The 20,914-nt window shown below is 23.5% G+C and carries 17 protein-coding genes, 1 tRNA gene and 1 rRNA gene; 4 read left to right on the forward strand and 15 right to left on the reverse strand.

Going from position 1 to position 20,914, the window contains the following annotated elements:
• Nucleotides 1-12 precede the first annotated feature (12 nt).
• Both GJT86_RS01785 and murI read right to left on the reverse strand, forming a co-directional pair.
• A 16S ribosomal RNA gene (locus GJT86_RS01785) occupies nucleotides 13-1,570 on the reverse strand.
• A 198-nt stretch (nucleotides 1,571-1,768) separates the two neighbouring features.
• The gene (gene murI, locus GJT86_RS01790) at nucleotides 1,769-2,590 is read right to left on the reverse strand and encodes a glutamate racemase (protein WP_168920564.1); all 822 of its coding nucleotides are present in this window, start codon (nucleotides 2,588-2,590) and stop codon (nucleotides 1,769-1,771) included.
• A gap of 37 nt (nucleotides 2,591-2,627) precedes the next feature.
• Here murI and GJT86_RS01795 point away from each other — a divergent pair, with 37 nt between their 5' ends.
• On the forward strand, nucleotides 2,628-3,806 hold the full coding sequence (locus tag GJT86_RS01795) for a cysteine desulfurase family protein (RefSeq protein WP_168920565.1): 1,179 nt from the start codon (nucleotides 2,628-2,630) through the stop codon (nucleotides 3,804-3,806).
• On the opposite strand, the gene pykF is transcribed toward GJT86_RS01795, so the two are convergent.
• From pykF to murJ, 8 genes are all read right to left on the reverse strand, one after another.
• Complete coding sequence (pykF, locus tag GJT86_RS01800; RefSeq protein ID WP_168920566.1) at nucleotides 3,799-5,208, reverse strand: pyruvate kinase PykF; 1,410 nt, start codon at nucleotides 5,206-5,208, stop codon at nucleotides 3,799-3,801. The two genes, GJT86_RS01795 and pykF, sit on opposite strands and share 8 nt — an antisense overlap.
• A gap of 105 nt (nucleotides 5,209-5,313) precedes the next feature.
• The gene (gene sufE / locus GJT86_RS01805; protein ID WP_246209051.1) at nucleotides 5,314-5,745 is read right to left on the reverse strand and encodes a cysteine desulfuration protein SufE; all 432 of its coding nucleotides are present in this window, start codon (nucleotides 5,743-5,745) and stop codon (nucleotides 5,314-5,316) included.
• The gene (locus tag GJT86_RS01810; RefSeq protein WP_168920567.1) at nucleotides 5,742-6,983 is read right to left on the reverse strand and encodes a SufS family cysteine desulfurase; all 1,242 of its coding nucleotides are present in this window, start codon (nucleotides 6,981-6,983) and stop codon (nucleotides 5,742-5,744) included. Before GJT86_RS01810 ends, sufE begins: the two co-directional genes overlap by 4 nt.
• 11 nt (nucleotides 6,984-6,994) lie before the next feature.
• Nucleotides 6,995-8,272: a SufD family Fe-S cluster assembly protein gene (locus tag GJT86_RS01815; protein WP_211080487.1), complete on the reverse strand. Its 1,278-nt coding sequence runs from the start codon at nucleotides 8,270-8,272 to the stop codon at nucleotides 6,995-6,997.
• Nucleotides 8,259-8,996 (reverse strand): Fe-S cluster assembly ATPase SufC, encoded by a 738-nt coding sequence (sufC, locus tag GJT86_RS01820; protein WP_168920569.1) that lies wholly within the window; start codon nucleotides 8,994-8,996, stop codon nucleotides 8,259-8,261. The genes GJT86_RS01815 and sufC overlap by 14 nt, the downstream gene beginning before the upstream one ends.
• 38 nt (nucleotides 8,997-9,034) lie before the next feature.
• Nucleotides 9,035-10,450 (reverse strand): Fe-S cluster assembly protein SufB, encoded by a 1,416-nt coding sequence (gene sufB / locus GJT86_RS01825; protein WP_168920570.1) that lies wholly within the window; start codon nucleotides 10,448-10,450, stop codon nucleotides 9,035-9,037.
• Nucleotide 10,451: 1 nt separating this feature from the next.
• Nucleotides 10,452-10,838 carry an iron-sulfur cluster assembly accessory protein gene (locus GJT86_RS01830; protein ID WP_168920571.1) on the reverse strand — a complete coding sequence of 129 codons (387 nt, stop codon included), beginning with the start codon at nucleotides 10,836-10,838 and terminating at the stop codon, nucleotides 10,452-10,454.
• A 155-nt stretch (nucleotides 10,839-10,993) separates the two neighbouring features.
• A complete protein-coding gene (murJ, locus tag GJT86_RS01835) occupies nucleotides 10,994-12,541 on the reverse strand; it encodes a murein biosynthesis integral membrane protein MurJ (RefSeq protein WP_168920572.1) in 1,548 nt (515 codons plus the stop codon).
• 228 nt (nucleotides 12,542-12,769) lie between these two features.
• On the opposite strand from murJ, the gene ribA reads away from it, so the two are divergent.
• Nucleotides 12,770-13,360, forward strand: coding sequence for a GTP cyclohydrolase II (ribA, locus tag GJT86_RS01840; protein WP_168920573.1), 591 nt, complete (start codon nucleotides 12,770-12,772; stop codon nucleotides 13,358-13,360).
• A gap of 21 nt (nucleotides 13,361-13,381) precedes the next feature.
• Here ribA and sbcB read toward each other — a convergent pair whose 3' ends face one another.
• Nucleotides 13,382-14,818, reverse strand: a complete 1,437-nt coding sequence (gene sbcB, locus GJT86_RS01845) for an exodeoxyribonuclease I (protein ID WP_168920574.1) — start codon at nucleotides 14,816-14,818, stop codon at nucleotides 13,382-13,384.
• 90 nt (nucleotides 14,819-14,908) lie between these two features.
• On the opposite strand from sbcB, the gene GJT86_RS01850 reads away from it, so the two are divergent.
• Nucleotides 14,909-14,995, forward strand: a tRNA-Ser gene (locus GJT86_RS01850).
• Nucleotides 14,996-15,079: 84 nt separating this feature from the next.
• Nucleotides 15,080-15,637, forward strand: a complete 558-nt coding sequence (locus GJT86_RS01855; protein WP_168920575.1) for a DedA family protein — start codon at nucleotides 15,080-15,082, stop codon at nucleotides 15,635-15,637.
• Nucleotides 15,638-15,668: 31 nt separating this feature from the next.
• Here GJT86_RS01855 and GJT86_RS01860 read toward each other — a convergent pair whose 3' ends face one another.
• From GJT86_RS01860 to nuoK, 4 genes are all read right to left on the reverse strand, one after another.
• A complete protein-coding gene (locus GJT86_RS01860; protein ID WP_168920576.1) occupies nucleotides 15,669-17,099 on the reverse strand; it encodes an NADH-quinone oxidoreductase subunit N in 1,431 nt (476 codons plus the stop codon).
• A 109-nt stretch (nucleotides 17,100-17,208) separates the two neighbouring features.
• A complete protein-coding gene (gene nuoM / locus GJT86_RS01865) occupies nucleotides 17,209-18,699 on the reverse strand; it encodes an NADH-quinone oxidoreductase subunit M (RefSeq protein WP_168920577.1) in 1,491 nt (496 codons plus the stop codon).
• A 24-nt stretch (nucleotides 18,700-18,723) separates the two neighbouring features.
• The gene (locus GJT86_RS01870; protein ID WP_168920578.1) at nucleotides 18,724-20,607 is read right to left on the reverse strand and encodes an NADH-quinone oxidoreductase subunit L; all 1,884 of its coding nucleotides are present in this window, start codon (nucleotides 20,605-20,607) and stop codon (nucleotides 18,724-18,726) included.
• On the reverse strand, nucleotides 20,604-20,906 hold the full coding sequence (gene nuoK / locus GJT86_RS01875) for an NADH-quinone oxidoreductase subunit NuoK (protein WP_168920579.1): 303 nt from the start codon (nucleotides 20,904-20,906) through the stop codon (nucleotides 20,604-20,606). Before nuoK ends, GJT86_RS01870 begins: the two co-directional genes overlap by 4 nt.
• Nucleotides 20,907-20,914: the final 8 nt, after the last annotated feature.

Raw genomic sequence — 20,914 nt, forward strand, 5'->3', positions numbered from 1 at the left:
ATTAATTATATTAAAGGAGGTGATCCAACCACAGGTTCCCCTACGGTTACCTTGTTACGACTTCACCCCAGTCATGAATCACAAAGTGGTAAGCGTTCTCCTTTTATGGTTAAACAACTTACTTCTTTTACAACTCACTCCCATGGTGTGACGGGCGGTGTGTACAAGGCCCGGGAACGTATTCACCGTAGCATTCTGATCTACGATTACTAGCGATTCCGACTTCATAGAGTCGAGTTGCAGACTCCAATCCGAACTAAGATATATTTTATGAGATTCGCTTACTCTTACGAGGATGCTGCCCTTTGTATATACCATTGTAGCACGTGTGTAGCCCTGGTCGTAAGGGCCATGATGACTTGACGTCATCCCCACCTTCCTCCGGCTTATCACCAGCAGTCTCCTTTGAGTTCCCGGCCAAGCCGTTGGCAACAAAGGACAAGGGTTGCGCTCGTTGCGGGACTTAACCCAACATTTCACAACACGAGCTGACGACAGCCATGCAGCACCTGTCTCATGGTTCCCGAAGGCACTAAAATATCTCTATTAAATTCCATGGATGTCAAGACCAGGTAAGGTTCTTCGCGTTGCATCGAATTAAACCACATGCTCCACCGCTTGTGCGGGCCCCCGTCAATTCATTTGAGTTTTAACCTTGCGGTCGTACTCCCCAGGCGGTCGACTTAACGCGTTAGCTACGGAAGTTACGAGACAAGCTCACAACCTCCAAGTCGACATCGTTTACAGCAATGGACTACCAGGGTATCTAATCCTGTTTGCTCCCCATGCTTTCGCACCTGAGCGTCAGTATTCATCCAGGGAGTCGCCTTCGCCACCGGTATTCCTCCAGATATCTACGCATTTCACCGCTACACCTGGAATTCTACTCCCCTCTATGATACTCAAGTAAATTAGTTTCAAATGCAGTTCCTAAGTTAAGCTTAGGGATTTCACATCTGACTTAATAAACCGCCTACGTGCTCTTTACGCCCAGTAATTCCGATTAACGCTAGCACCCTCCGTATTACCGCGGCTGCTGGCACGGAGTTAGCCGGTGCTTCTTTTATAAGTAACGTCAACAGTAAAATATATTAGATTTTATTGCTTCTTCCTTATTGAAAGTACTTTACAACCCGAAGGCCTTCTTCATACACGCGGCATAGCTGCATCAGGCTTTCGCCCATTGTGCAATATTCCCCACTGCTGCCTCCCGTAGGAGTCTGGACCGTGTCTCAGTTCCAGTGTGGCTGATCATCCTCTCAGACCAGCTAGAGATCGTTGCCTAGGTAAGCTATTACCTTACCTACAAGCTAATCCCGTCTGGGTTCCTCTTACAGCATGAGGTCTTAAAAGATCCCCCACCTTTAATCTTGCGATATTATTTGGTATTAGCTATCGTTTCCAATAGTTATCCCAATCTATAAGGCAGATCCCCAGATATTACTCACCCGTTCGCCGCTCGCCGACAATAAAAAAAATTTACATAATTTCTATCTCGTTGCCGCACGACTTGCATGTGTTAGGCTTGCCGCCAGCGTTCAATCTGAGCCATGATCAAACTCTTCAGTTATAAATCTTATTTAAGTAAGAACTAACAACATTCTTACTTAAGAAACTAAGTTATAATCATAATACTAAATTACAGAGAACGTCCTGAAAAAAATTTTTATTATTAAAGAACTATCACAAAAATGTAATACAATATTATTGTACATCTTAATAATTTATAGTCAAGTTTTTTATGTGAAAAAATGCAACTACAATATACTTATATAAGTTTAATTTTTGTAGAAAAATGAAATCCTATATCATGTATATAATCTTTTAGACATTTTATTTTTAAGGTTTTTTTTGTATAAAGAAAAATATTTTTTTGTAAATGATATTTTTGAGATGTGGGTTGAATTATTTTTTGTAATTGTAAAAGTACTTCATGATTAGAATCAATAAATATTGTATGTATAGGAAAAATTTTTTTGAGTTCATCTTTTATAAACAGAAAGTGTGTGCAACCTAAAATAATACTATCTGGAAATACTGGTAAATGATACCATGTATTAAAAATATCATATAAAATTTTTATCGAATTATTTTTACCAGTAATTTTTTGTTCTGCGAAATATACTAACCTTTGTGAGGCTAATGATAATATTAAATATTGTCTATTAGTATTAATAAGGTTTATTTTTTTTTGAATATGAACGTTATTTATAGTAGTATTAGTAGCTATAATCCCAATAACATTATTTTTAGTAGTTTTTATCGCCTTATCAAACATAGGTGAAATACCTATAATAGGAAAATTAAAATATCTTCTTATATAAGGTAAACTAGATACACTAGCTGTATTACAGCCTATAATAGCTAATGTAATGTTATATTTATAACTAACATTGAATAAAATTTTTAATAAACGTTTTTGTATGAAACTTTTAGATTTATTGCCATAAGGAAAATATGCATTATCTAATAAATAAATAAAATTAATATTTTGAAATTTATTTTTAATAAAATTGTAAATAGATAAACCACCTATACCAGAATCAAAAATAAAAATATTTAATTGAGACAAACATAATATTTTATACACAATAAAATCCTAATTATAAATTATAATAAACATAACAATGAATAACATTATAAAGCATCATAACAATATTTATTTAGATTACGCTGCTACTACTCCAATGGATATAAGAGTCATTAAAAAAATGTATAATTATTTAATAACTAATGATAATTTTGGTAACTCAATTTCTCAAATACATTATTTTGGTCAAAAAGTACATGAAGATATTGAAAAAGCAAGATATCAAATTGCGACAATAATTGGTGGTAATCCACAAAACATTATTTTTACATCATCAGCAAGCGAATCTATTAATTTAGCTATTAAAGGTATTATTTATAAATATCCTAAAAAAAAACATATTATTACTTGTGTTAGTGAACACGCAGCAACATTACAAACTTGTTATTTTTTAGAAAAACAAAATTTATGTGATGTTACTTATTTAACAGTTTCTAAAATTGGTTTAATAGATCTTGACTATTTAAAAGATCATATAAAACATAATACTATATTAATTACTATTATGCATATTAACAACGAAATAGGAATTATACAAGATATACAACATATTGGGGAAATATGCAAACAAAAAAACATTTTTTTTCATGTTGATGCTACACAAAGTATAGGTAAATTTCCATTTAATTTATCTAATTATAATATTGATTTACTTTCTTTTTCAGCACATAAGTTTTATGGTCCCAAAGGTATTGGCGTGTTATATACTAAACATCCTTGTTTAATACCTTTAATACATGGCGGAAATCATGAAAAAGGTATGCGTGCAGGCACTTTAGCAACACATCAAATTATTGGTATGGCAGAAGCATTATATTTAATACACAAAAATATCATGAATGAAATGACAAGAATAAAATTTTTAAAAAACATGTTATGGGACGGAGTAAAAAACATTCCAGGTATATTTTTAAATAGTGATTTAAATCATACTTCTCCATATATTATTAATTTAAGATTTAAAAATATATTTAATAAATTATTATTATTAGAAATGCATAATATTGCAGTATCATTATCTTCAGCTTGTATGACAAATTCTTATAAATTATCTCATGTTCTTCAATCTCTTGGATTAACAAAAAAAGAAATACACAGTTCTATTAGAATTTCTTTTGGTATGTTTACTACAATACAAGATATTAACGTAACAATATCCACTATACATACAGCAATACATAAAATAAGACATCATAATAAATTTTATTCTATATAATATGTATAGAAGTAGTATTAGTAGTGCCGCTAGGTACTAATGCACCAGACACCATAACAATAACATCTCCTTTAATAGCATATTTACTGGATAAAGCTACTTGTTTACCAATAATATAAAAATCATCAGTAGATGCTATTTGTTTTACTAATTTAGGGAAAATACCTTTACTTAAGATTAATTGTTTTGCTGTTCTATAATTTGTAGTTAATGCTAAAATCATAGCTTTAGGAAAATATTTGCGTATTGCTTTAGCAGATTTTCCTAATCTCGTTGCAACAATAATTAATGGCGCTTTTAATTTTTCTGCTATTTCTACAGCACTACGACATACTGCATCAGTAATACTCATATCATTATGATGATAATAATTAATTCTATTTTCCATAATTAAATCTGTTCTTTCACAAATAGTAGACATAATTTTCAGTGATTGTACTGGATATTTACCATTAGCACTTTCTCCGGATAACATCACTGCATCTGTACCATCTAATATAGCATTAGCAACATCCCCAGCTTCTGCTCTAGTAGGTCTAGGATTTTTTATCATTGAATCTAACATTTGTGTTGCAGTAATTACAATTTTACCAGCAAAATTACATTTTTTAATAATCATTTTTTGTGCAAAAATAACATCTTCAACAGGTATTTCTACTCCTAAATCTCCTCGCGCAACCATAATACCATCAGAAACATTTAAAATACTATCAAAATTTTTTAATCCTGCTTGATTTTCAATTTTGGCAATAATAGGTATATGATCACCATCATGTAATTTTAAAAATTGCTTCATCTCTAAAATATCTTCTGGAGAGCGTACAAAAGAAGCAGCAATATAATCTACAGTATGTTGACAAGCAAATATTAGATCTTTTTTATCTTGTTTGGATAAAAATGGTAATTTAAGAGTTATGCCAGGCAAATTAATACCTTTATTTTCTGATAACATGCCATTATTAAGTACTTGACATATTATTTGGTTTTTATCAAATGCTGTAACTATCATAGTAATTAAACCATCATCAATTAAAATTTTATCATTAATATGTAAATCATTGATTAAATCTGCATATGTAATAGCAATACATTGATTATTACCAATAATGTTTTGGTCAGTAGATAATATAAATTTTTGCCCAGCATATAAATGAACATCCATGCCATTTTGTAAATACATTGTCCGTATTTCTGGCCCTTTAGTATCTAATAATATTGCTACTTTTTGTCCTGTTTGTTTTATAATATCACGTATCTTAATAATTCTATTAAGATGATTGTCATGATCACTGTGTGAAAAATTTAGTCTAATAACATCCATTCCTAAATTTAAGAATTTAGATAAAATGTATTTTGATTCAGATTTTGGACCAATAGTACAAACAATCTTTGTTTTTTTCATATAATAAATATTTCCTAAATGTTTATCATGTAAAAAAGATATTTTTTATTAAAATTTCATTATTTATTTATGTATTATAATACTTTGATATTTTCATATAAAAAATTATGTATTCTGACGTATTTTGTGAATTTTGTTTTTAATAGTCTGTATAATAGTTTCTAAACCATGTAATCTTGATAAAGTTAAATATTTATTTAAAGATAATTTTTTAAAACACATATGGATATTAAAATTAATAATTTCATAATATTTTTTATGATGATAAAAAATAAAAATCATTGTTAATAATCCTTTTATAATAGCGGAATCGCTATCTCCATGAAATATAACATAGTCACTAGCATCAATATTTATTGTTATCCATACTTGACTTTGACAACCAACAATAATATTTTCTAAAGTATGTTGATTTGGTGATAGATAAGGAATATAATGTCCTAATTCGATAATATAAAGATATTTTTCTTCCCAATTAATACAGTTTAAAAAATTTTCTTCCATAATATTTTTATTTAATAATGAATATTTTTTCATAATTTTTTACTTAATAAATTATTAATATATATTATTTTTTTTATAAAAAAATCTATTTCTTCAATACTATTATATATAGTAAAAGATACACGACACATTGTTTTAACATTATAAAAGTTCATAATTGGAATAGCACAATGATGACCAGTACGTATAGCAATACCATATTGATCTAAAAAACTACCAATATCATAAGCATGGTGTTGATATAAATTAAACGATATAATACCTACTCTATTATCTAATAAAGGATTGCCAAAAATTTTTATACCAGGTATGAGTTTTATTTTTTGTAAAAAATATTTAGTTAAAAATTTATTATATGTAATAATTTCTTGTATATCATATGTTTTAAACCATTTTAATGCGGCACCTAAACCAATAATACCGGCAATATTAGGTGTTCCTGCTTCAAACTTCCATGGTATTTTTTCCCAGATAGGTTTAGAATTTTTTTGAAAATTGAATACCATGCCACCACCAGTTTCCCATGGTTCCATATTTTCTAAGATATTTTTTTTGCCCCATAAAATACCAATACCAGTTGGACCAAATATTTTATGTCCAGAAAATACAAAAAAATCACATCCTAAATCTTTTACATTAATCTTATTATGTGTTATAGCTTGCGCTCCATCTATGATAATAATAATATTATTTTTTTTAGCTTTTTGTATAATATTTTTAATTGGATTAATAGTACCTAAAACATTAGAAATATATGTGATAGATATTAATTTAGTATATGTGTCTATAAGATTAGATAATTTTTCTATTTGTAATTTTCCGGTATTTGTTAATGGAATAATATTTATTTTAAATCCTATTTTATATGATAAAATTTTCCAAGGTATAATATTAGAATGATGTTCCATTTCAGATATAATAATATTATCATTTTTGTTAAGATTATTTATTGCCCAAGTATTAGCAATTAAATTAATACCTTCAGTAGTACTTTTTGTAAAAATAATTTCTTGTGTATATTGTGCGCCAATAAAATGTGCTATTTGTTCACGTATTTTTTCTACTGTATCTGTTGCTTGAATGCTTAATTTATATATGCTTCTATGTATAGAAGCATAATGATATTTATAAAAATTTTTTAGTGCTGTAATTACTTGTATAGGTTTATGTACAGTAGCTGCATTATCAAAATAAATTAATGGATAATGATTTATTTTATGTGAAAAAATAGGAAATTGAAGTCGAATATTTTTAATAGAATATTTATTCATATAAGATACTTTTAAGTTAATAAATTAGAATATATATATTGTATAATATTATCCTTAATATTAATATATTTAAAACCTTTTACTATATCTTCCATAAAACCATATACTAACATAGTAAATGAAGTTCTTATATCTATACCTCTTGTTCTTAAAAAAAATATTTGTGTAGTACTTATTTTACCAATAAATGCACTATGTTTAGAATGTACATTATTATTATAAATATTAAGTTCAGGATGTACTGTTATTTTAGATAATTTATCAAGTAATAAATTATTAAATTTCATTTTGCTAAATGTATTTTCCGCTATATGATCAATAATAATGTTACCTAGTAAATGTATTCTAGAAGATTCTATACCAATAGTTTTATGCAATTGATAACTATAACAATTTTGTCCGTTATGTTTTAAATAATTATGTATAATTAAGTTATTTTTTTTTACTATATTTAAACTTTTATAAGTTAAAAAAGAATTATGACCTTGTAAATAAAAATTATTAATATTTTTAATATTTAAACTTGATGTTATGCAGTCATATTTTACCATTTTAACATTTTTATGTAAATTATATTCATAATAAGTATTATGATAATTATTTAAATTAGTAAGTTTATTGGTTATAATAGTATGATGCTTAAGTTGAGTATTATCATGTATATTATAGTATATACAGATGTTGTTTGTATAAAATTTATTTATATTAAAAAAATGTTCTATAAGTACTATATTTTTGCTATGTATATTAATAGTATTATAATAATTAGAAGTAATATAATTTTGATCTAAATGTAAGTTAGTATTTATATATAAAAAATATACAGGAACAGTATAATTACTATTTTTCGTAATATCATTAATATTAATCGTTAGTTGTTGTTGTGAAAAAATATAAGCTAAATAAATACTCACATAATTATTATAATAATTATTTTTAATTGATAAACCAGTATTTCTTTTATGTATTATAATTTTGTAAAAATCATTTTCAATATTACTATAGTTTTGATAAAAAAAACCATTTATAAAATATAAACAAATAGCATTTTTAATTAAAAAAAAATTTGTGATTGTATTGATACAATTTTTTATATTTATTTTAGTAAAATATTTATTATGATAATATTTTTGTTCAAATTTAGGTATAATAAGATTATTCGTCTGATATATTATCTTTTTTAGTTGTAACCAATATTTTTCTTTATATTCACAAAAATTTTCATTTTGTTGTAAAATGTATAATTTTTCTAATTTATCAATAAAATTATTTTTTTCATATATTGTCATAACCATAATCCTCTAAACGAGTTACTAATTGCATTCCTCCAGTCTTAACAATAGTATGATGAGATAATATATGCACATAATCTGGTTTAATATAATCTAAAATACGTCTATAATGTGTAATAATAATGAAAGACGTATTATTATTCTTGTGAATCTTGTTAATTATTTGCGTAACTTTTTTTAAAACATCCATATCTAATCCTGAATCTATTTCATCTAATACACATAAATTTGGTTTTAAAACTAACATTTGCAAGACATCATTAATCTTTTTTTCTCCCCCAGAAAAACCTACATTAACAAAACGATGAATGAAATCTGGAGATTTATCAATCATATTTAAATATTGATAAATAATTTTATTAAAAGATAATTTATCTAAAATTTTTAAATTGTGATATTTACGTATTGAGTTTAATGCATTAAATAAAAATAAATAATTTGTAACACCTGGAATTTCGATGGTATCTTGAAAAGCTATAAAAATTCCTTCTCTAGCTCTAATTTCTGGTTTCATATATAATAATTCTTTTTTTTTATACACAATGTTACCTTGTGTAACAGTATATTTATTATGTCCAGCTAATACGTATGATAAAGTACTTTTCCCAGATCCATTAGGACCCATAATAGCATGTATTTCTCCAGATCTAATATGTAGATTTATTTTTTTTAGAATATTTTTTTTATTTATATCAACACATAAATTTTTTATTATTAACATAATATGTTTATAATCTTTTGTATGCAATATTAAATATATTATCCAATACTATTTTCAAAACTAAGAGATAATAATTTTTGTGCTTCAACAGCAAATTCTAAAGGAAATTTGACAAAAATTTCTTTACAAAAACCATTAACAATAATAGAAATTGCATCATCGATATTTAAACCTCTTTGCAAACAAAAAAATATTTGTTCTTCTCCAATTCTAGTTGTTGTTGCTTCATGTTCCACTTGTGCCGTATTATTACACACACTTAATTGTGGATAAGTATGTGTATTACACTGATTACCAATTAAAATAGAATCACATTGAGTAAAATTACGTGCATTATGTGATAAAGTATTTACATGTACTATTCCTCTATAAGTATTCGTACTTTTTTCTGTGGAAATACTTTTAGAAATTATAGTAGATTTAGTATTTTTACCTATATGTATCATTTTTGTACCAGTATCAGCTTGTTGATAACCATTAGTTAATGATACAGAAAAAAATTCTCCTATAGAACCATTTCCTTTTAATATAATACTAGGATATTTCCAGGTAATTGCTGAACCTGTTTCTGACTGTGTCCAAGACATTTGACTATTATCACCTTTACATAAGGCTCTTTTAGTTACAAAATTTAATATACCACCCTTTTTTTCATTACCAGGAAACCAATTTTGTACTGTAGAATATTTTACTTTTGCATTTTTATGTAAAATAACTTCTACAACAGCCGCATGTAATTGATAATTATTTCTAATAGGTGCAGAACAACCTTCTATATAATTTACACTGCTATTTTTTTCAGCAATTAAAATTGTACGTTCAAATTGTCCAATTTTTTTTTCATTAATACGAAAATAGGTAGATAATTCTATAGGACAATGTATATTTTTAGGAATATATATAAATGTACCATCTGAAGCTACTGCTGCATTTAATGCAGCAAAAAAATTATCATTAGCAGAAACAACTGTACCTAGATATTTTTTAACTAATTCAGGATATTTTTGAATAGCTTCATTTAAAGAACAAAATATAATTCCTTTTTTTGATAACATTTTTTGATGTGTAGTAATTACGGAAACAGAATCAAAAATTGCATCGATAGCAATATTTTGATTATTATTTAATGGTATATTTAATTTATCAAAAGTATTTTTAACTTCATGAGTAAAATATTTATTATGTGTATTACGAGTGTTTTTGTTTAGTGGAGCAGAATAATAAATATAATTTTGATAATTTAAATTTTTATAATGTCCATGAAGCCAATGTGGTTCAATATTATTAGACCAATATTTATATCCTGCTAATCTAAAATTTAACATCCAATTAGGTTCATTACGAATTTTGGATATTTTCTTAATGACATTTAAATTAATACCAGTAATAAATTGTTCATTATTTAATGAAGTACTAAATCCTTCTTTATATTTCTTTTTTTGAAATTGTTGCATATTATTTCTCTTGTATATTTTTAATATTAAAACTTTCACCACATCCACAAACATGTTGAATATTTTTATTATAATATTTAAATTTATTATGAAATGGTTGCACTTCATAATCAATAATAATCCCATCTATTAAGAATATATTTTTTTGTTCAATATAAATATCTATTTGTTTATTAAAAAATAATATGCTATTATTTATTTTTTTAAATAATGTAATATAATATTTATGTCCTAAACATCCAGACTTTTTTAAACTTAAATAAATAAATTTTTTATCAATATTATTTTCATTTATTTTTAATAATCTCGTATATGCTGTAGATGTTAAAAATATACCAATATAATTTTGATGACATTTTAAATGTAATAGTTTTGCAGTATTTTTCATTATATATATATTCCATTTATTCTATATATGAAAAAATAATATGTATTATTATCATATTTATTATTTTATAATATGTATGTATAAAATATATATAATATATTAAAACATATATTTAAGTATAAATATTAGTATAAATATTTATACAATAAAATAAATTACTTACTATTATTTTTAATAGAAAATTGCTTCATTTTAAAACCTAACAAAAATAGTAATATGATATATGTAAGAAATATTAACAAACATACACTTAATATATATATAATACGTATTTTAAATGTAGATAAAATCAGCCATCTTTCTGAAATATAATATTTTAATAACATTAAAATAATACTTAATAAAAAAGAAATAATAGTAATCTGTGAAAAAAAATATAACCAACCTTTTTGTGGTACATAGATTTTATGTTTTATTAAAGTATACAATAATAAAAGTACATTTAAAAATGCTGCTAAACAAATAGCCATTGAAAAACCTAAATGTTTAAAAAAATAAATAAATAATGGACTAATACATTGTGTAAAACATAATACACATACTGATATCTTAACAGGAGTAATGACATTTTGTCTAGAATAAAATCCTAATGATAAAACTTTAGAAACTATTAAAAATAGTAAACTAAATGCATAAATAATTAAATTATTTTGTGTCATTAAAACATCAAAATAAGTAAATTGTCCATATTGAAATAATGCAATTAATAATGATTTAGACAAAAAACCTAAAATAAGGGAACTAGGTACAATTAATAAAAAACATAGTCTTAATCCTAGATCTATTAATTGATTAAATTCAGTTTCATTATTTTGTGTATAAGCATCTGTTAATGCTGGTAATAGTACTATAGTTAATGCAATACCAAACATACCTACTGGTAATTCCATTAGTCTATCAGCATAATAAATCCATGTAATTGACCCAGTTACTAAAAAAGATGATAATCCTGAATTAATTAATAAAGAAATTTGTGTAGCAGATACACCAATAATAGCTGTTGCCATCTTTTTAAAAACTCTGATAACACCATGACTAATAACTGTACATGTTGGTAACACTAACATATTTAATTGTTTAAGATATATTATTTGATATAATACTTGTAATAATCCACCAATTAATACAGACCATGCTAAGACTAATACAGGAGGTTCAAAAATAACTGGGAAAATGAGTATTAATAAAATCATACTTAAATTTAGTAATATTGGTGTAATAGCTGGTACTAAAAAATTTTTCCAAATATTTAAAACTGAACTTGCTAATGAAGATAAAGATATAAGTAATATATACGGAAATGTAATTTTTAATATTTTTGATGTTAGTGATAATTTATAATCTGTATTTACAAATCCAGGTGCAATCAATGAAATAATAAAAGAAGAAAAAAAAATACCTAATAACACTACAATCGTTAACATAATTAATAAAATGCCTAATATAGACGATATAAAATGTTTGGTATCTCTTTCAGTTCTAGTATTTTTATACTCTGCTAATATAGGTGTAAAAGCTTGTGAAAAAGCTCCTTCAGCAAATATACGTCTTAATAAATTAGGTAATTTAAATGCAATAAAAAATGAATCACTATATATACCAGCACCAAAAATTTTAGCAATCAAACTATCTCGAATAAAACCTAATAATCTAGAAAATAATGTTATAATACTCACAGTAGTCAATGATTTTAACAAATTCATATTTTTCCTAAATAAAAATAATTTTTTATGTAAATAAATTGTATTAATATAAAAATACATAAAATATATTTTTTATATTACTTAATAATAGTTTTAATATTTAAAATATTAAATATAAAATAAATTGTGTAAGATGATATCATAAATAATTATATTTAACATAAATATTTTTAAAAGTAACATTTTTATATTTTGGGAAAAACATTTATTTTTTAAAGGCAATAAAAAATGCTTATTCAAGAAGTGTCTAGAGCTAAGTTAATAACTAAATGGGGTCATTTTATTATAGTTGGTTTTGATGAACTATATAATCATCAAAATCATATAGCAATAATTTATGGGATAGAAAACATTACGACTGATACAGTTATATTAACACGTATACATTCAGAATGTTTAACAGGAGATGTATTTTTTAGTTTACGTTGTGATTGTAGATTACAATTACAATGTTCTTTACATCTAATTACTAAAGAAAAATGTGGAATACTAATTTATCATAGACAAGAAGGGAGAAATATAGGTCTTTTAAATAAAATTAAAGCATATGCTTATCAAGATGAAGGTTTAGATACAGTGATGGCAAATCATAAATTAGGATTTAATACTGATGAAAGAAATTTTGTTATATGTGCAGAAATATTAAAAATTCTAGGGATATATAATATTAAATTATTAACTAATAATTTTAATAAAGTACATAGTTTACAAAAATCAGGAATTAATATTGTATGTCGTATTCCTTTAATTATACAACCTAATAAATATAATTATAAATATTTATATACAAAAAAACACAAAATGGGACATATTTTATAATATGTCCCATTTTTACTACTTTTAATTACATATCAAATATGTTTTTATACTTAATAATAATTTATTGAGAAAAAGTTTATGTTCTGTCTTAATATGCACATGACATAATAAATTCTTAATTTGTGTAATATAATTATTTATTTGTGTAGATTTATATTTGTCAAATAAATATTTGTTCCATTCTATAATTTCTATATCATTTAATAAAAATGTAAAATTTCTTGCTTTATATTTTAATAATAAAAAATTTATACGACCATCTATAAAATTAAAAATTTGATTTTTATATATATCTATCTTTCTTATGAAATAAAATTTTTTTTGATCCTGCATCGGAAAAAATTGTTTATATAATTGTGTGTCAACATTATAAATATTAGTTGTTTTATATAAAATATTTTTCGTCGATATATTATATAAATATCTTTGAACAATTTTTTTAACTCTATAAACATATTGTTTAAATATAACAAAATGTTTTAGATATAATGTAATATTAAATTTTAAACGTTGTATATCATTTTTTTTTAAAATTTTTATAGGAATTATAATAGGTGATTTATTTAAATAAATAAATTTTATAAATGGTAATAAATTATCTGATATATCTATAATTTTATAATGATAATATATTTTGATAAAAAAATTTACATCATATTGCAAATCAAATACTACTAAAATATTTTTATTATATGGATGTAAACACAATGGTACTATACATCCTAAATTATTATTCATATTTTTATAAATGGCACTAATATAAATTAAAGGATGTATTGTAAATAAATTTATTATTTTAAATAGTTCTTTTTTTAATCTATTTTTAAAAAAATAATTAAATAAAAGCGGTTGTTTTGTTTTAATTAATTTGGCTAGAGCAATAGTAGAATATACATCATTTAATGCATCATGTGATTGGGCATGTAATGATAAATTATTAACTTTTGTTATTTCTGCTAAATTAAATATTGGTATATGATTATGTTTAGGCCAAATTATTCCTTCTGGACGTAATACACAGCATGCTCGAGCTAAATTTAATATATCCCAACGACTATTATCATTTTTCCAAGACCAATTATATGCATCATAAAAATTACGATAAAATAAAAATCTGCTAAATTCATCATCAAAAGCGATATTATTATAACCAACAATACAAGTATTATGCTGTGTAAAAATATTATTAATATATTTAGCAAATTTATATTCTAATAAATATTTGTTAAAATAATCATGATAATTAAAATTATGAATATTAATAGTTTGAAGATTAGGTAAATAATCTGTAGGTATTTGACAATATAAAGTTATTGGTTGTGATATAATTTCTAGGTTCATGTTTGTACGTACACAAGCAAATTGTGCAATCCGATCATATATCGGATGTAAACCAAAAGTTTCATAATCATAAAATAAAAAAGTAGACGGAAACTGTGTTTTTTTATATATAACCATATTATTGTACTCTAATAAAATTATTTTAAAATATAGAAAAATATTTGCATTATATAGTGTATTATGGATACAATAATAGTTCCATATAATGGTGAGATGGCCGAGTGGTTGAAGGCGCATACCTGGAAAGTATGTATATGTAAAAACATATCATGGGTTCGAATCCCTTTCTCACCTGAAATATTTTATTATATTAATATTGTTTATTTTTGTACATAATAAAATATTATTTATTTCCCATAATTATTGTGTAAATTAATAATGTTAAATTTTACTAAAATAATAACAGAATATGGTTATTTAGTAGTTTTTTTAGGATCATTAATAGAAGGTGAAACATTTATTATTATTGCTGGTCTTTTAGCAAGTAAAAAAATATTACTATTTTATAGAATAGTAATATTAGCTGTTTGCGGATCTTTTATTGGAGTCCAATTATTATTTCATATAGGACATAAATATAGTAAAAAAATTTTATACTTTTTAAAAAAATATAATTTTAACTTTTCAAAATACTATAATATTATTAATAATTATCCTTATATATTTATTTTGATTGTAAGATTTATATACGGTTTGAGACTAATTGGTCCAATTATTATTGGTATAACGAATGTTTCTAAATTTAAATTTGCTCTTTTTAATTTTATTGGTGCTGTTATTTGGGCTATTATATTTACTAGCGCAGGATACTTTTTTGGTGGTATTATTACTACTCTCATAACAGATTTAAATAAAATTATTAAATATATATTTCTTATTATTACTATATTAATAAGTATTAAAATAATACATAAAGTTTATTTTAAAAAAAAATAAAACAATAAATATTCAAATTATACACATGTTCTTATATGTGGTAATTTAATACTTTATATACCATTTGTATTATACATGTAGGATATATACCTAATAATAGTGTACATACTGTAATTAGTACTAATATAGTATTTATGTAAAGAATATTATTCTGCTGTATATTACAATTTGTAACATATAATGTTGATGGTTCCAAATATAAAGTAATGATTATACGTAAATAATAATATAAACTTATAACACTTCCTAGTATTAAACAAATTACTAAATACCATAATTTTATATAAATACCTAATAATATAATATAAAATTTCGCAATAAATCCTATTGTAATGGGTAATCCTGCTAAGGATAATAACATTACTGTTAAAACAAAAGTATATAATGGTTTATACCAAAATAATCCTCTATAATTATAGAGGCAATCTTTATCATTAATATTATTAGGATAAGAATGTAAATATATAATACTAAATACACCTATATTATTTAATATATAACTAATAATATATATACTTAGAGCTGTCAGTGTCAAAAAAGTATTTTGAGGATATTTTATATGATAAATAAATATAATTAATATATAACCTATATGTGCTATTGAAGCATATCCTAATAAACGTTTAATATTATTTTGTTTTATTGCCATTAAATTACCAAAAAGAATAGATAGTACAGATATACTAAGGAGTATATTGGATATAATCAATTTATTAATTTCTGTTAGATTAAAGAATATTAATAGTTTGTATAAGCATATAAGAAAGGTTGATTTACTAAATGTTGATAAAAACATACTAATTAATGATGGTGATCCCTCATAAATATCTGGAGTCCATAAATGAAAAGGCACTACAGATAATTTAAAACCTAAACTAAATAATAGAAAAGATAGACCAATAATATATAAATGTATATTTTGATTATTTAGATTATGCAAAATATAATATTTTATATAGGTAAAATTTAAAGTACCACAATCTATATAAATTAACGCTATACCTAATATTAAAAATGCAGATGCTATACTAGATAATACCAGGTATTTTATACTTGCTTCCATAGACTTTTTATAACACATATTATATATAATAAGTCCAATAAAAGGTATAGAAATTAACTCAAAACCTATAAAAAAAACAATAAAATTATTTGCATAACTATTAATCATACCTCCTAAGGAAATAATTAATATTAATAAATAAAATTCATCTTTATTATAAGGTAAATTTTTTAACCAAGAAAATACTATTAAACATGTAATAATACTAATTATTATTAGTATCATGGTATAAAAACAATAAAAATTATTATATAAAAATAAATTATTATGTAAAAATTGTATTTTTGTATAAAACTGTAAATATATTGAACTTATAATAGTTGTTATTAAACCTATCATGGTAATTAAACAACTAATAAAAATATCACGTTTAATAATAATATTAATACATAAAATCATTATTGTTATTATTAATATAGCGAACGGTATAATAGGTATCATAAAATTTATCATCAAATATTATTAAATTAGTTAAAATGTTATTTTTAAAAATATATTTTGTATATCATTAATAAGAATAAATATTATTAATAATATTATAAGAAAGATTTAAAATAGGTTGAGGATAAAAACCTATAATAAGTGTTAGTAAACATAACATGAACATTATAATTTTTTCTCTTAAAAATATTTTATATATTTTTTTTTGTTGCATTATATATGTACCAAAAAATATTTTTTGCATCATATTTAAAGAATAAATACTTGCCAATAATAGACCTGATGTTGCTATAGTAGCAGCAATTGGATATTTCCCAAAAGTACCTAATAAAATTAAAAATTCTCCTATAAAATTTCCTGTGCCAGGAATACCTAAACTTGCTAAACAAAAAAATAAAAAGTAAGCTGGTAAAATACCCATTTTATTCCATAAACCACCCATATGTATAATATTACGCGTTTTTAAACGCTCATATATTTGACCACATAAAATAAATTGTGCTGCAGCTGTTATTCCATGAGATATCATTTGTATGATGATTCCTTGATAAGATATTTTATTATGACTATAAATACCTATTAAAATAAATCCCATATGTGCAATAGATGTATAAGCAATTATTCTTTTAATATCAATTTGTATACATGCCATACAAGAACCATAAATAATCCCTATTATTCCTAATATGATAGGACAAATAGCAAAATGTAATGAAGCATAAGGACATAAAGGTAACACAAAACGTAATAAACCATATGCTGCAGTTTTTAATAATATTCCTGCTAAATCTACAGATCCAGCAGTTGGCGCTTGACTATGTGCATCTGGTAACCAGCCATGAAATGGCACAATAGGCATTTTCACAGCAAAAGCGATGAAAAAACATATCATAATTATATATTCCATGACTAATGATTTTGGTGTATATAATAAATCATTATACTCAAATGTGAGTTGTCCTGTATTTTGTTGATGTATAATAACTAATAATATAATAGCAATTATTAAAAAAAAACCACCGGTTTGTGTATATATAAAAAATTTTGTTGCTGCTCTTATGCGACTTAAATAATTAATAGCATTATGTCCCCATAACGATATAAGAAAATACATAGGTATTAACATAACTTCCCAAAATAAAAAAAATAAAAACATATCTATAGATAAAAACACACCAATAACACCACTTAAAATCCATAACAAATTTAAATGAAATAAGCCATGCAATTTATTTATTTCATTCCACGAACATAATACAGCTACTGTACCTAACAGTCCTGTTAATATAATCATTATTAATGATAATCCATCTATTGATAAATGGAAAAAAATTCCTAAATTTGGTATCCAAGATCGAATAAAATCATTTTCCCATATATGATACTTATCATGTATGGGTGGGTTATAATATATAAATAATTTAAATAATGCCGTAATAAAAACTATACTAATAGTAATTAAAGAAAGCCAACGTGGAAATTTATAATTAATTTTTTCACTTTGCCAACAAATTAATCCACCTAAAAATGGAATTAAGATTAACCAAGGTAATAACATAGTATTTCCCTAAAAATATTTATATTATTTTAGTAATATTTTATTTATTATAATGAATAATAATATAATAATATTACCAGCATACATAAAAGATATATAATAACAAATATTACCATTTTGGTTTTTTAATAACATATCACTGATTTTATATAAAATATTTATTATTATATCAATATATTTTGTAATTGGATCATTTTTTATATATAAAAGAATCTTCAAAAAATTATCTCCTATAATTTTTTGATAGAACATATCTATATAACAACCATGTAAAAAAAAATTTTTTATAAAGTATATTTTTTTTATTATATTATTTTTAGAATATTGATATATTTTTTGTTGATATCTACTATATAAAATATATACTATAAAACCACTTAATATAATAATTAATGATATGAATTCTAATATATGATATAAATGATTGTTTTTTATAAAATTTTGTTGTGGACTAATAATATTTGTATGTAACGGTAAAAATATTTTACTAATTCCGGTAGTTAATATAGTTAATATAGTCAATGGAAAATAATATGTAAATGAATATTCTAATTTCGAATAATGTTTAATATGATTTTTAGTACTATAAAAAATTATATAAAACATTCTAGTTGTATATAATGATGTTATAAAACTGCCACATAAACCTAATATAGTTAAATAGAGATGATTATGTACATAAGCTTCGTATAAAATTTTTTCTTTTGTAAAACCACTTAAAGTTATAATAGGTATTGATATTAATGATATACTACCGAATAAAAAAACATAGTATAAAAAATATAAATGTTTTTTTAAACCTTGCATATAAAATATATTTTGTTCATTACAACAAAACATAATAATGGATGCAGCACATAAAAATAATAATGCTTTAAAAAAAGCATGTGCTATAATATGAAAGATAGCTGCATTCCACGAACATATACCTAATGCTAAAAACATATACCCTAATTGACTCATAGTCGAATAAGCTAATATATATTTAATATTAGTTTGTACTAAAGCACAACAACCAGATAATAATAATGTTATTATGCCAATAACACTTATATATGTTAGTATACTGTCAGAAAATATAAATATAATGTTATTACGTAATATTAAATATATTCCTGCAGTTACCATAGTTGCGGCATGAATTAAAGCAGATGCAGGCGTAGGTCCCGCCATAGCATTAATTAACCAAGTATTTAAAGGATACTGAACAGACTTACCTAATGCACCAATTAATAATGTTATAGCAATAAATTTTAAATGATATGTATTATAGTACATATATGATGATGTAATTAATATGACAATTTTATGAAAATTAAAGGTTCGAAAAATATAAAAAATATACATCATACTAATCACTAAAAAAATATCACTAAATCTAGTAATTAAAAAAGCTTTAATTGCAGAATATCCATTATATTTATTACGATAAAAAAATCCTATTAATAAATAGGAACATATTCCTACTCCTTCCCAACCAAAAAACATTATTAATAAATTATCTGCTAAAACTAACAATAACATACTAATCATAAATAAATTGGTATAGATAAAAAATCTAGCATATTCATTTTTTTTATATTGATATATATACCATATAGAATATATATGTATTAATAATCCTACGCCCAAAGTAATAAATAACATACTTATCGTTAACATATCTATATTTAAATTTAAATTAACATTTAAATAATCAATATTAATAATTTTCCATAAATGCTGATTATATGTAATATAATGATTCTTTATAAATGAATAACTATTAATTATAGTCATAATTAAACTTAAACTAATAGATCCTATGCTAATGATAGCAATATGTTTTTTACTTAAAAAATAAGTAAAACAAAGTAAAATTATAAAACTAATAATAGGAATTAAAATAATTAAATAAAGTAATTTCATCCATTTAACTCACTAATTGAATTAATATTCATTGTATGTTTACGATAATATAATAACATCAATAATGTTAATCCTATACAGCTTTCAATAGCAGAAATACTTATAGATAATATATACATTATTTCCCCTTCTATTTGTTGCCAATAATTTCCTGCTATAACACATGTAAATGCGGCTATATTTAACATAATTTCTGTTAAAATTAAAATATATAAAATATTATGCCTAATAATTAGGCCAGTAAAACTAATTATAAATATAATTAGTAGTATTACTAATATATAATATAAAGAGATCATATGTTTTT

The sequence above is a fragment of the Enterobacteriaceae endosymbiont of Macroplea appendiculata genome (genome assembly GCF_012571605.1).
Classification (GTDB): Bacteria; Pseudomonadota; Gammaproteobacteria; order Enterobacterales; family Enterobacteriaceae.